Raw genomic sequence first — 12869 nt, forward strand, 5'->3', positions numbered from 1 at the left:
TTACTTTACTCATCTTCCTATCCTAAATTTAATGTTAAAATGGGTATTGATTGTACATGTATATACAACTATACCTATAGCAAGACATTATCAGTACAGACTGAATCTATCGAAAGAGGGTATGAATGTGACAACGATAAATAATAAATACAGAAATGGTGATATCAGAGCTCCGAGAGGCAACACGCTCAACGCAAAAAGTTGGTTAACCGAAGCCCCTTTGCGCATGCTTATGAATAACTTAGATCCTGACGTTGCAGAAAACCCACATGAGTTAGTGGTTTATGGTGGTATTGGCCGAGCAGCACGCAACTGGCAGTGCTACGACAAAATTGTCGAAACTCTAAAAGAATTAGCAAGCGATGAAACCTTGCTAGTGCAATCAGGTAAACCCGTGGGGGTTTTTAAAACCCATGAAAATGCACCTCGTGTATTAATTGCGAACTCAAACCTTGTACCGCATTGGGCCAATTGGGAGCATTTCAATGAATTGGATGCAAAAGGCCTAGCGATGTATGGTCAAATGACTGCGGGAAGCTGGATTTATATTGGTAGCCAAGGGATTGTTCAAGGGACATATGAAACTTTTGTTGAAGCAGGGCGCCAACATTTTAATGATGATCTGACGGGGCGTTGGGTATTGACCGCTGGATTAGGTGGTATGGGCGGCGCTCAGCCACTCGCGGCAACATTGGCAGGTGCATGTTCATTAAACATTGAATGCCAACAAAGCCGTATCGACTTTCGCCTGCGCACGCGCTATGTCGATGAGCAAGCGACTGATTTGGATGATGCATTAGCGCGTATTAAAAAGTACACCTCAGAAGGAAAAGCGGTTTCGATCGCGTTATGTGCTAACGCGGCTGAAGTACTTCCTGAATTAGTAAAACGTGGTGTTCGTCCCGATATGGTCACTGACCAAACCAGCGCCCATGACCCCCTCAATGGTTACTTACCAATTGGTATGAGCTGGGAAGAGTATCGCGAGCGCAGTGCGAAAGATCCTGAAGGCATCACAAAAGCAGCCAAAGCATCAATGGCTGAGCATGTAAAAGCCATGCTAGCGTTCCAAAAACAAGGTATTCCAACGTTTGACTATGGTAATAATATTCGCCAAATGGCCCTTGAAATGGGCGTTAAAAATGCATTTGATTTCCCTGGTTTTGTACCTGCGTATATTCGCCCGTTATTCTGTCGTGGCGTAGGCCCATTCCGCTGGGTAGCGTTATCGGGTGATCCTGAAGATATTTATAAAACGGATGCCAAAGTCAAAGAGCTATTACCTGATGATAAACACCTTCATCGTTGGTTAGATATGGCTCGTGAACGCATTAGTTTCCAAGGCTTACCAGCTCGTATTTGCTGGGTTGGTTTAGGTGATAGAGCAAAACTAGGCTTGGCATTTAATGAAATGGTACGCAGTGGTGAAGTATCAGCACCTATCGTTATTGGTCGTGATCACCTTGATTCAGGCTCAGTTGCAAGTCCAAACCGTGAAACTGAAGCAATGAAAGATGGTTCCGATGCGGTATCAGATTGGCCATTACTGAATGCGCTATTAAATACAGCAAGTGGTGCAACATGGGTATCATTACACCATGGTGGTGGTGTAGGTATGGGCTTCTCACAACATTCTGGGGTGGTTATTGTGTGCGATGGTACCGATGAAGCTGCTGAACGTATCGCAAGAGTTCTACATAACGACCCTGCAACCGGTGTTATGCGCCATGCTGACGCTGGTTATGATATTGCGATTAAATGTGCGCAAGAAAAAAATCTTAATTTACCCATGATCAAAACACGCTAAGAGGTGCAATTAATGACTAAGTTAACTATCCATCCAGGAAAAATGACACTGAATGACTTGCGCCTTGTTCTTGCACAACCAGTAACTGTCACATTAGATAAACGTGCACACTCTGCGATAGAAAAAAGTGTTGCCACTGTTAATAAAATTATTGCAGAAGATAAAACGGCATATGGCATCAATACAGGGTTTGGCTTGCTAGCCAACACCCGTATTGCGACGAAAGATCTCCAATCGTTGCAACGCTCGATTGTTATGTCACATGCCGCTGGGGTTGGTGAGCCACTTGATGATGAGTTAGTTCGTCTGATTATGGTGTTAAAAATTAATAGTTTGGCTCGTGGGTTTTCAGGTATTCGCTTGGAGGTGATTGAAGCTTTGGTCGCCTTGGTCAATCATCAAGTTTATCCTCTGATCCCTGCTAAAGGGTCTGTAGGAGCATCTGGTGACTTAGCGCCTCTTGCGCATATGAGTTTAACGTTGCTGGGGGAAGGTAAAGCACGATACCAAGGTAAATGGATCAGTGCGAAATCGGCACTCGAAAAAGCAGGACTGAAGCCTCTAAAATTGGAAGCAAAAGAGGGATTGGCACTGTTAAATGGGACTCAAGTATCGACAGCTTTCGCTTTGAAAGGGTTGTTTGAGGCGGAAAATCTCCTGCTCAGCGGTATTGTCTGTGGTTCGTTGAGTGTTGAAGCAACATTAGGATCTCGTAAACCGTTTGATGCTCGAGTTCATGAAGTGAGGGGGCAGAAAGGACAAATCGATGTTGCTGGCTTATTCCGTGAAATTCTAACGCCGACGAGTGAGCTATCTCAATCACATGCTAATTGTGTCAAAGTACAAGACCCATACTCATTACGTTGTCAGCCACAAGTGATGGGAGCTTGTTTGACTCAAATTCGCCAAGCTGCTGACGTGATTTTAATTGAATCAAATGCGGTGTCTGATAACCCATTAGTCTTTTCTGATAATGGTGACATTATTTCAGGTGGTAACTTCCATGCAGAGCCAGTCGCGATGGCGGCAGATAATATTGCCTTAGCATTGGCTGAAATAGGCGCATTATCGGAACGCCGTATCGCGTTATTAATGGATACACATATGTCGCAGTTACCGCCGTTTCTGGTGAATAACGGTGGTGTTAACTCAGGCTTTATGATTGCACAAGTCACCGCTGCGGCATTGGCGAGTGAGAATAAAGCATTAGCACATCCGTCGAGTGTGGATAGCTTACCAACATCAGCTAACCAAGAAGACCATGTGTCTATGGCTCCAGCGGCAGGCCGCCGTTTATGGGAAATGGCCAAAAACGTGACAGGTATTTTAGCCATTGAATGGCTGTCAGCATGTCAAGGAATGGACTTCCGTGAGGGACTAAAATCAAGTGAAACATTAGAAAAAGCGCGTAAAACATTGCGTGATAAAGTGGCGTACTATGATAAAGACCGTTACTTTGCACCCGATATCGATGCTGCAATCAACCTGATTGCAGAACACAAATTATCAACTCTGTTCTCTGAGGGAGCAGTCTTCTCTAAATAATACATCACGCAAATAATAAGCGGTCGGCAATGTATCGACCGCTTGTGGTATTTATCTGCACTAACGTAATTAAAACTATAATACGAAGGATAAATCATGCAAAGCACAACAAAACTTACGCGTGGACTTTCTGCGCGTCACATCCGGTTTATGGCCCTCGGGGCAGCGATTGGTACAGGTCTGTTTTACGGCTCAGCCAAGGCAATTGAAACCGCAGGCCCTGCGGTATTAATTGCTTATATTATAGGTGGAGCTGCGGTTTTTATGGTTATGCGGGCATTGGGGGAAATGGCGGTTCATAACCCGATTGCAGGTTCTTTTTCACAATATGCGAGCCATTATTTGGGGCCACGTGCAGGTTTTTTTGCAGGTTGGACCTATGTTTTTGAAATGCTAATTGTTTGCTTAGCTGACGTAACCGCATTTGGTTTTTATATGAAGCTTTGGTTCCCTGAGGTCGCTCAATGGATCTGGGTGCTAGGTATTATCTGTTTTATCGGCGCCATTAATTTGTGCCATGTAAAAGTGTTTGGCGAAATGGAATTTTGGCTCTCTATCATCAAAATTGTGGCGATTGTCGCAATGATTGTCGGTGGTGCTGCAATCATGATGTTTGGTTTTGGTCAGGCTTCCGATCACGCCGTTGGAATTTCAAATTTGTTTGAGCATGGCGGCTTTATGCCAAATGGAATTGGAGGTGTGATCGCATCCTTTGCTGTGGTGATGTTTGCCTTTGGTGGAATTGAAGTGATTGGGATCACGGCAAGTGAAGCTAAAAATCCTGATGTTACGATCCCTCGTGCTATCAATGCGGTACCGATTCGTATCCTGCTATTCTATGTTCTGACACTGTTTGTTTTAATGTGTATTTACCCATGGAATCAAATTGGCTCTCAAGGTAGTCCATTTGTGCAAATATTTGATAGCTTAGGTATTTCTTCAGCGGCGAATATTTTAAACGTCGTGGTGATCACCGCAGCGATATCCGCGATCAATAGTGATATCTTTGGCGCAGGTCGTATGATGTTTGGTATGGCTCATGAAGGGCAAGCACCGAAAGCGTTCACTAAGTTAACCAAAAATGGTGTGCCATGGATGACGGTATTGGTTATGTCGCTTGTCCTGTTAGTGGGTGTGGTACTTAACTATCTGATCCCAGAAAAAGTGTTCTTAGTGATTGCTTCAATTGCTACCTTTGCCACTATATGGGTTTGGTTAATGATATTAGTATCACAGGTGGCGATGCGCAAAAAAATGACGCCAGAACAAGTTGCCTCACTGAAGTTCCCTGTACCGCTATGGCCTGTCGGCCCTGTAGTTGCCATAATTTTTATGCTGTTCATATTTGGGGTGCTTGGTTATTTCGAAGATACCCGTATTGCCTTATATGTTGGTATTGTTTGGCTAGTTATTTTAACAGGTGCATATGCTTTGTGGGTGAAAAAACCAGAAGCGGATACTCAGCCAAATTATAACGCTGAACCAGTCGAATAATTAATCTCTTTATTTAATTTTGGCCATGCTCTCATCCTATGAGGGCATGTGCTTTTTTTAATTGTCTTCTTTATCTATTCCTTCACGATTTAATTATATTAATCTGCTGATTTGTGTCTCACTTCGTGGCAAACTTGAAGACTTTCGATATACAGTCAGGAGAAACACTTCTTGGAAAAGATCTTCGTTGATGAAGCTGTTGCTGAGCTTCATACCATTCAGGATATTTTGCGTTGGACAATGAGCCGCTTTAATGCAGCCAATGTTTATTATGGTCACGGTACCGATAATGCATGGGATGAGGCGTTACAATTAGTACTACCAACGCTTTATTTACCGCTTGATATACCGGATGAACTACTTACATCGCGCCTGACACCAACGGAGCGTCATCGTATTATTGAACGTGTACTGCGTCGAATCAATGAGCGTATCCCTGTGGCTTACCTGACTAATCGCTCATGGTTTTGTGGCCACGAATTCTATGTTGATGAGCGAGTGTTAATTCCCCGCTCACCAATTGGCGAATTGATAAATAACCATTTTGTTGGTTTGGTTGCGGACGAGCCACAAACTATTCTTGATATGTGCACTGGTAGTGGTTGTATTGCTATCGCCTGTGCATATGAGTTCCCTGAAGCAGAAGTGGATGCCGTCGATATTTCAGCTGATGTACTGGCTGTCACCGAGCAAAATATTGCTAATCATGGGTTAGAACATCGCGTGATCCCAATTCGTTCTGATTTATTTAGGGATATGCCAGAAGTTAAATATGATTTGATCGTGACTAACCCACCTTATGTGGATGCGGAAGATATGGATGACTTGCCAGAAGAGTTCCGTGTTGAGCCTGAATTAGCATTGGCAGCAGGCAGTGATGGGTTGAAACTTGCGCGCCGTATTTTAGCCAATGCACCACGTTTCCTCACTGATGAAGGGGTACTGATCTGCGAAGTCGGTAATAGTATGGTGCATCTTATCGAACAATATCCAGACGTTCCGTTTATTTGGTTAGAGTTTGAATATGGTGGTGATGGTGTGTTTATGTTAACCCGTGATCAATTATTGGAACATCATGCTCAATTCCAACTTTATATTGATTAAGTGGATATTGCGCGGCATTCTAAACAATCACAACATCACAATAACAATCGCTTAATAAGAACTAGGGATTTGGCATGGCTGGAAATTCAATAGGGCAACTGTTTCGTGTGACCACATTTGGTGAATCTCACGGCTTGGCTTTAGGTTGTATCATTGATGGCGTACCGCCGGGATTAGCGCTGACAGAAGCAGATTTACAAGGGGATTTAGATCGCCGTCGTCCCGGAACTTCGCGTTATACTACGGCTCGTCGTGAACCGGATCAGGTGAAAATTTTATCGGGTGTGTTTAATGGTATTACAACAGGTACCAGTATTGGTCTACTGATTGAAAATACCGATCAGCGCTCACAAGATTACAGTGCGATCAAAGATGTATTCAGACCGGGTCATGCAGATTACACCTACGAGCAAAAATATGGCCAGCGCGATTATCGTGGTGGTGGCCGTTCCTCGGCCCGTGAAACCGCGATGCGTGTTGCGGCAGGTGCGATTGCCAAAAAATACCTACATGAAAAACTGGGTATTGTTATTCGAGGCTGCTTAACCCAAATGGGGACAGTAGAGTGCGAAATCAAAGATTGGTCTATCGTTGAGGAAAATCCGTTCTTTTGCCCTGATCCAAGTAAGCTTGATGCATTAGATGAGCTATTGCGTGGCTTAAAGAAAGAAGGGGATTCTATCGGTGCAAAGGTAACCGTGGTGGCTGAAAATGTGCCTGCTGGGTTAGGTGAACCTGTATTTGATCGTTTAGATGCCGATCTTGCCCATGCATTGATGAGTATCAATGCAGTAAAAGGTGTAGAAATTGGTGATGGTTTTGGGGTTATTGGCCTTAAAGGCAGTGAAAATCGCGATGAAATTACTCGTGACGGCTTTAGCTCAAACCATGCTGGCGGTATTCTTGGTGGGATCAGCAGTAGTCAGCCAATCATTGCACATATCGCAATGAAACCGACATCGAGTATTACGGTAGCAGGTAAAACGTTAAACCGTGATGGTGAAGAAGTTGAAATGATCACTAAAGGTCGCCATGACCCATGCGTTGGTATTCGTGCCGTGCCAATTGCGGAAGCGATGATGGCGATTGTATTAATGGATCACTATTTGCGTCACCGTGGACAATGTGCAGATGTTGTTCCGACGATGAAGCCTTTTGCTTAATTATCATTATACTTGTCATACTCAAAATCGCCGCTTTTGCGTTGAGGTATGGTGACTATGCTGTTAGTGGCTCATTCATTTGTCGCCTAGCTGAGCGTAGTTAACAACCCTGCAACTTGAAGTATGACGAGTATAGAATTATTTAGAGTCTATACGGTGTATACTCTGATAACTCAAGGTGCTGCACTTGAAGGATTACAGTATAAAGGTTTGGATGATACCTGCTTAAACATATTCATCTAGGCAGTAATACTGAGTGATCATAGATCATAATGTATATTACATATTGCTAGCAATATTGTTATTTGGATTAAAAATGGATTGGTTGACCGCTGTTGCACCTGAAGTCTATTTGCTGCTGTTCTGTGTTGCGTTGTTTGCGGGATTTATTGATTCGCTTGCAGGTGGGGGCGGTTTATTAACCATACCTGCATTACTGTCTGTGGGGATCACGCCTGTCGAAGCGTTAGCCACCAACAAACTCCAAGCGGTGGGCGGTTCTTTTTCGTCTACGTTGTACTTTGTCAGGCGTAGAGCTATCAATTTACGCGAGCAAATATTTCCCTTCATTATGACAGTCATTGGCGCTATGGCTGGTGCTATTGTTATCCAAATGATTAATACTGACTTTCTGAAGCAGCTATTACCCATCATGGTGATTTGTGTCGGGCTGTATTTCTTGTTAACACCATCATTGGGCGCTCAAGACCGCCAACAGCGTATTAGTATTCCGATTTTTGGTGTGGCTATTGGGATGACAATCGGCTTCTATGACGGTGCTTTTGGACCAGGAACGGGATCATTTTTAGCACTAGGCTATGTTTTATTGTTAGGTTACAACCTTGCGAAAGCGACAGCCCATGCGAAATTACTTAATTTTGCATCAAATTCTGGATCTTTGATATTTTTTATTATCGGAGGTCATGTTTTATGGGCACTAGGCTTTGTTATGCTTGTTGGCCAAATGGTTGGCGCGAGATTGGGTGCTCGCTTAGTGCTGACTAAAGGACAAAAACTGATCCGACCGATGATAGTGATCATCTCTTTGTTAATGAGTATTAAATTGCTCCATGATAGTCATGGTGATGCAATCAAGGCTTGGGTTATTTCGTTATTTTAAAATGATTTGAATTTCATGACTAAACATCATTATCAGCAGTTGATAGATATTTTTGAAGAATGCTTCGGAGAAGAGTACAACACGAAATTAGTTAAAGGTGATGACGAGCCTGTTTATTTACCTGCGGATGAGCATACGCCATATCATCGTGTTGTTTTTGCTCATGGTTTCTTTACGAGTGCTTTGCATGAAATTTCTCACTGGTGTATTGCGGGAGAGGCTCGGCGCCAACAGGTTGATTATGGCTATTGGTATTGCCCTGATGGCCGTGATGAAAAAACACAAGGCGAGTTTGAGGTGGTTGAGGTTAAGCCTCAATCATTCGATTGGCTATTTTGTGTTGCCGCTGGGATCCCTTTTAATGTGAGTTGCGATAACTTAGAAGGGGATTTTGAGCCTGACCGTATCGCATTTCAACGCAAAGTTCATCGTCAAGTGATGGAATATTTAGCAAATGGTATTCCTGAAAGGCCATTACGCTTTGTGAAGGCGCTACAAACGTTTTACAATACCCCACCTCTTTGCGCAGAAGATTTTCCTTATCCGGAAGATATCTTCTCCTAATATACTCAAAATAATTTGAGGTGTGGCTAGGCGTATACACAAGTCGATGATTGGTGCAAATGAGCGCAGTTACCTTGTATTAACGTAAAGCTCTGCAACTTGAAGTATGATGAATATAGATACACTAACGACAGTAAGGATAAAGCATGCTTGCGGATTTTGAAACACGCATACTGACAAAAATTGATGATATGGTCGAACACGCAAGTGACGATGAATTATTTGCCGGTGGCTATTTGCGTGGGCATTTAACCCTTGCTGTAGCTGAACTTGAAGAAGAACAAGAAACTAGCGCAGATGCTCTCTATCAACGTGTAGAAGACAGTATTCAACAAGCGATTAAAGGTGGCGAGTTAACCCCTCCAGATCAAGTATTAGTACTAGGCATGTGGAAATCACTTTTAGATGAAGTGCGCTAAACACATCTAATTTTTTTAAATAAAGAAGCGGAAAAAACAGGCTTTTATTCGCTTCGTCAACACCCCCTATACTCTAAATAATTCGAGGTGCGGCTAGACAAGTAGTGAATGCGTTGTTAGATCACTAATGTGAGTGAACGCGATCACTATACCTTAACGAAAATTACCGCAACATGAGGTATGACGAGTATAGAGGGGGGCACCCTCTTTTTTATTATGAAGCAAAAAATGTTTTCAATTCGTAAAGCCGTTCCTTCTGATGCTGCAATCTTACCTACTATTGAACATTCAGCAGCACAAACATTTCGTGGTCACCCTGAATTAGGTTGGATTGCTGATGATGATGTGCAGTCAGAACAAGATCATCTTAATTATATAGCTCAAGAAATGGAGTGGGTGGCTGTCAATAATAACGATCAGCCAGTCGCTTTTATCAATATCGAACGATTGCAAGAGAGCCTTCATATCTGTGAAGTCTCGGTGTGTCAGTCTTGGCAGGGGAAAGGTGTCGGACGTCGATTGATCCAACAAGTAGTAGAGTTCGCATTACTGGAAGGGGTTCGTTCTGTCACGCTAACCACTTTCCGCGAGATTGCATGGAATGCACCTTACTACCAGCGATTAGGTTTTTCGATAGTAGAAGCGAGTGAATTAACTACTGACTTAGCATCTATATTGCAACAAGAAGTGAACGCAGGTTTTAACGTTGAACAACGATGTGCGATGCGTCTTAATATTATTAGATAGTTTAGATAGGTATTGATAATACACTCCATGGCTAGGCTATATTGAAGTAATATAGCCATCTTAGTCATATATAGACTATTTAAAATAAACAGTTTAGTTATTTCTGTTTTTAGGGGTTAGAATAGATGATTTTAATACTCAATTATTAGTATCTGGATAATGGCAATTATCAAGCATTTATTCTATTAAAATAATTAAACTATATTTAATTTTTTACAAGAGAACAACAGAGTAATATTGTTAATATATTTATTTTTATATCAATAATACAAACACAATAATAATATATTTAATAAGAATACTTATTTTTGATATATATCAAGTTTATTTTTGCGTATTAAATCTATCGAGTGATTTATCTAATCTGTACGCATATATGTTGTTATTTGTGTATGCTCTAGTTTTTTATTAGGGTAATTATGAAATAATCTAAATATCGTTATTAAATTCTTAATCTAGCAGAGACAAAATGTTATTTTGTCTCTTTTAACAATGAATGAAACTTATTCACTATTTAGTTTAGATTTCATTTAATTATTTTAAGAGAATAGACTTTCATTATCCTTTATTGGTCCAATAAAGACAGTCTAAAATAGACTTGTTTGTTCTTTTTTAGCCATTAGGCACATTAATTTAATTAATATAACTTATTATTAACATAATGTGAGTATTATCATGATAACTCCCTTGTATTTGTAATGATTATTACATTGAGATGATCGTTGAAGATGAATCTTGAATGATCTAAATAATATTGTTGATAATCGTTGTGCTTATTCTATTATATAGGTAGGTTAATATTACAAATGGGCTTATTTTATAAATATGACCGGTCCTAAATAAAGTTGACACTTTTCCAATCTAAAATTGGAGAGTGTAATGAAACCAATAGGTAAACGAACTCAACGTGATTATTCTCTTGCCTTTAAACTGGCGGTTGTTGACCAAGTAGAAAAAGGCGAGCTCACCTATAAACAAGCTCAATATCGATATGGCATACAGGGGCGTTCAACTGTTTTGGTTTGGTTACGTAAGCATGGTAGATTAGATTGGTCGGAAGGTACGCCCAATACTCTTTATAAAGGTGCTGCTATGAACCAAACCTCGGAGCAACAAACACCTGAACAACGCATTAAAGCCCTTGAAAAAGAGCTTGAGGAGATGCAGCTCAAAGCTGATTTTTTTGAGGCGGTTGTCAAAGTGATGGATAGGGATTTTGGAGTTCGCCTCTCAAAAAAGCGCAAAGCCGAGTTATTAAGGAAAAAACGGTTGAAAAACTCACCGTAACCAAAGCTTGTCGTTTTATGAAAATCACTCGGCAAGCCTATTACAAACGTCAAGATACGTCTGATAAGCGGAAAAAATTAGATGCAATTATTGTTTGTGCTGTGAAATCTGAGCGAACAGTTCACCCTAGGCTTGGGGTGAGAAAATTACACTTTCTTTTGAAACAAAAACAATTAATTATTGGTCGTGACCGATTATTTTCTTTGTTGAGAGAACATCGCTTATTAGTGCCTAATAAGCGGTCATATCATCGAACAACATTGAGTCATCATCGATTTCATCGACATCCAAATTTAATTAAATCAGGGTTTATCCCTTCACAACCGGAGCAACTGTGGGTTGCTGATATTACGTATTTATCCACACACGAAGGAGATACTTATTTAAGTCTGATCACCGATGCTTATTCGCGAAAAATAGTGGGTTATCATCTTGATGACAATATGAAAACAAAAGCCGTCAAGAAATCATTTGTACAAGCATTAAAAAAACGAAGTTCAACCACGACCTTGATCCATCATTCAGATCGAGGCTTACAATACTGTTCGTCGGAATATCAGGAAATCCATAAAAAACATAATATTCAATGTTCTATGACGGATGGCTATGACTGTTATCAAAATGCATTAGCAGAGCGAGTCAATGGGATATTAAAAATGGAATATTTGTTAATAAAGCCGAGAAATTTAGAACAGGCTAGGAGGTTGGTTGAAGAATCAATACAGATTTATAATGAAAGGCGACCTCATTTATCATTAAACTATAAAACGCCCGATGAGGTTCATCGAGCATTTTATACCTGAAAAGTTGTCAACCTATATCAGGACTAGTCAGTTAGCGTTGTTTTATTTATTATTGTCAATTATTGCAGGTCTGATGGCTGCATTTTTTGGTGCATGGTTGATTAACTAAAGGATAAAAATATGAATATTGCAATCTTAGTTTTTATCGGTGGTGCTATTGGCGCAATTTTTCGTGAATTATTAATGATTTCTGTACCGAAAATGGCAGACCAGTTTCCTTTAGATATTTTCATTGCCAATATTAGTGCTTCGTTTTTATTGGGTATTGTTGCAGGGTTGCTCACCAGTAAACGCATTGGCCAATCAATGAATGCTTTTTTTGCTACTGGAGTGATGGGCGGGTTATCTACTTTTTCTAGTTTTGTGTACGGAGCAGTAGAGATAATGAAATACCCTCAATATTTATGGACTGGCGTCGTATATTTAATATTGAGTGTAGTCGTTGGGTTTATTGTTATCTATTTCGGTTATATATTAGGCAGCAAGCAGTGTAAAAATAACCCTAATCATAGCGTTTGATTTCAGAATAAGAGGTTACTTTAATGAGTATTCATAAAACGATTTGGAATGTTATTTCAGCTAAACCATATCGTCTACAGCTATTTTTTGATTTATTATTATTAATCTTATCGCCAACCCTGTTTATTAGCATTATTGGTTTCGATACGAATACGTTAAATATGGATATTTTGACCATTACGTTGATCATATTCTGCTATATCTACATCACTAATTGGTTTAGTCGTTGGTACTGTAAACGTAGAAAAAACAACCAAAAGTAGTTAGTTTAGAGACAATACACAATGATAGCCTCTA

12 protein-coding genes are annotated in these 12869 nt (G+C 40.7%); all 12 read left to right on the forward strand.

From position 1 onward, the window contains the following. Nucleotides 1-121 precede the first annotated feature (121 nt). Nucleotides 122-1807: a urocanate hydratase gene (gene hutU / locus M1E96_RS07255; protein ID WP_175442559.1), complete on the forward strand. Its 1686-nt coding sequence runs from the start codon at nt 122-124 to the stop codon at nt 1805-1807. 12 nt (nt 1808-1819) lie between these two features. After that, on the forward strand, nt 1820-3352 hold the full coding sequence (gene hutH / locus M1E96_RS07260) for a histidine ammonia-lyase (RefSeq protein ID WP_070929168.1): 1533 nt from the start codon (nt 1820-1822) through the stop codon (nt 3350-3352). 96 nt (nt 3353-3448) lie between these two features. Beyond that, nucleotides 3449-4846, forward strand: coding sequence for an amino acid permease (locus M1E96_RS07265; protein WP_140187295.1), 1398 nt, complete (start codon nt 3449-3451; stop codon nt 4844-4846). Between the two features lie 171 nt (nt 4847-5017). Further along, nucleotides 5018-5950, forward strand: coding sequence for a 50S ribosomal protein L3 N(5)-glutamine methyltransferase (gene prmB / locus M1E96_RS07270; protein ID WP_070929169.1), 933 nt, complete (start codon nt 5018-5020; stop codon nt 5948-5950). Between the two features lie 74 nt (nt 5951-6024). Beyond that, complete coding sequence (gene aroC / locus M1E96_RS07275; protein ID WP_070929170.1) at nt 6025-7113, forward strand: chorismate synthase; 1089 nt, start codon at nt 6025-6027, stop codon at nt 7111-7113. 316 nt (nt 7114-7429) lie between these two features. Next, nucleotides 7430-8233, forward strand: a complete 804-nt coding sequence (locus M1E96_RS07280; protein WP_140178704.1) for a TSUP family transporter — start codon at nt 7430-7432, stop codon at nt 8231-8233. Nucleotides 8234-8248: 15 nt separating this feature from the next. Continuing rightward, on the forward strand, nt 8249-8797 hold the full coding sequence (locus M1E96_RS07285; protein ID WP_070929172.1) for an elongation factor P hydroxylase: 549 nt from the start codon (nt 8249-8251) through the stop codon (nt 8795-8797). A 146-nt stretch (nt 8798-8943) separates the two neighbouring features. Beyond that, nucleotides 8944-9216, forward strand: coding sequence for a YfcL family protein (locus M1E96_RS07290; RefSeq protein ID WP_070929173.1), 273 nt, complete (start codon nt 8944-8946; stop codon nt 9214-9216). Between the two features lie 228 nt (nt 9217-9444). Then, entirely contained in the window at nt 9445-9963 is a 519-nt protein-coding gene (locus M1E96_RS07295; RefSeq protein ID WP_272579912.1) for a GNAT family N-acetyltransferase, read from the forward strand. An 879-nt stretch (nt 9964-10842) separates the two neighbouring features. After that, nucleotides 10843-12053 (forward strand): IS3 family transposase gene (locus tag M1E96_RS07300; protein WP_319069321.1). Its coding sequence is split into 2 segments (ribosomal slippage): nt 10843-11191 and nt 11191-12053, totalling 1212 coding nucleotides; the frame shifts between segments, so codons are not numbered across the junction. Between the two features lie 120 nt (nt 12054-12173). Further along, nucleotides 12174-12572, forward strand: coding sequence for a CrcB family protein (locus M1E96_RS07305; RefSeq protein WP_070929187.1), 399 nt, complete (start codon nt 12174-12176; stop codon nt 12570-12572). A gap of 23 nt (nt 12573-12595) precedes the next feature. Then, a complete protein-coding gene (locus M1E96_RS07310; protein ID WP_070929188.1) occupies nt 12596-12835 on the forward strand; it encodes a hypothetical protein in 240 nt (79 codons plus the stop codon). The last annotated feature ends 34 nt before the right edge of the window (nt 12836-12869 follow it).

Source organism: Providencia sp. PROV236 (genome assembly GCF_033676985.1).
GTDB classification, from domain to species: Bacteria; Pseudomonadota; Gammaproteobacteria; order Enterobacterales; family Enterobacteriaceae; genus Providencia; species Providencia manganoxydans.